This is a genomic window from Rhodobacter sp. TJ_12, from assembly GCF_020023995.1.
Lineage (GTDB): Bacteria > Pseudomonadota > Alphaproteobacteria > Rhodobacterales > Rhodobacteraceae > Rhodobacter.
The window spans coordinates 1-520 of the sequence record NZ_NRRD01000100.1 but is presented as its reverse complement, the minus strand read 5'-3'; the positions used below and the strand labels follow the sequence as shown (position 1 = coordinate 520).

General features: G+C 65.4%; 1 pseudogene. It reads right to left on the bottom strand.

From position 1 onward, the window contains the following. A pseudogene (locus tag CKO11_RS17385) lies at positions 1-317 on the bottom strand (S1 RNA-binding domain-containing protein); the annotation flags it as partial. Positions 318-520: the final 203 nt, after the last annotated feature.

Here is a 520-nt window from a genome sequence, read left to right as displayed (position 1 = left end):
CCGTGGTCCTCGTCATCCTCCGCCCGCGCATAGGCCCGCTCTTCCTCAAGCAGCGCCTTACGGTCGGCGACCGGGATCTGGTAATAATCGGGGTGGATCTCGGCGAAGGCGAGGAAGCCGTGCCGGTTGCCGCCGTAATCGACGAAGGCCGCCTGCAGCGACGGCTCGACGCGCGTTACCTTGGCGAGATAGATGTTGCCGGCGAGCTGCCGCTTGTTGACGGTCTCGAAGTCGAACTCCTCGACCTTGTTTCCGTCCACCACCACGACCCGGGTCTCCTCCGGGTGGGTGGCATCGATAAGCATTTTCTTGGCCATTTGATTCCATGGCACCCGGACAACGGGCTTTGGCCGGAGCAAGCTCCGGCCAGTATCCGCTGTGCGTGGTGGCTTGTTCGGGCGAAGCTGCGCCGGGGGCCAGAGCGCGCGGAGCCCCATGGGCCCCTCGCGCAATCTGGCAGTCGGTCGGCGCGGCTCATCGCGGTTCTATATCCCGGGACGCCGGGGCGTCCATTGTACTG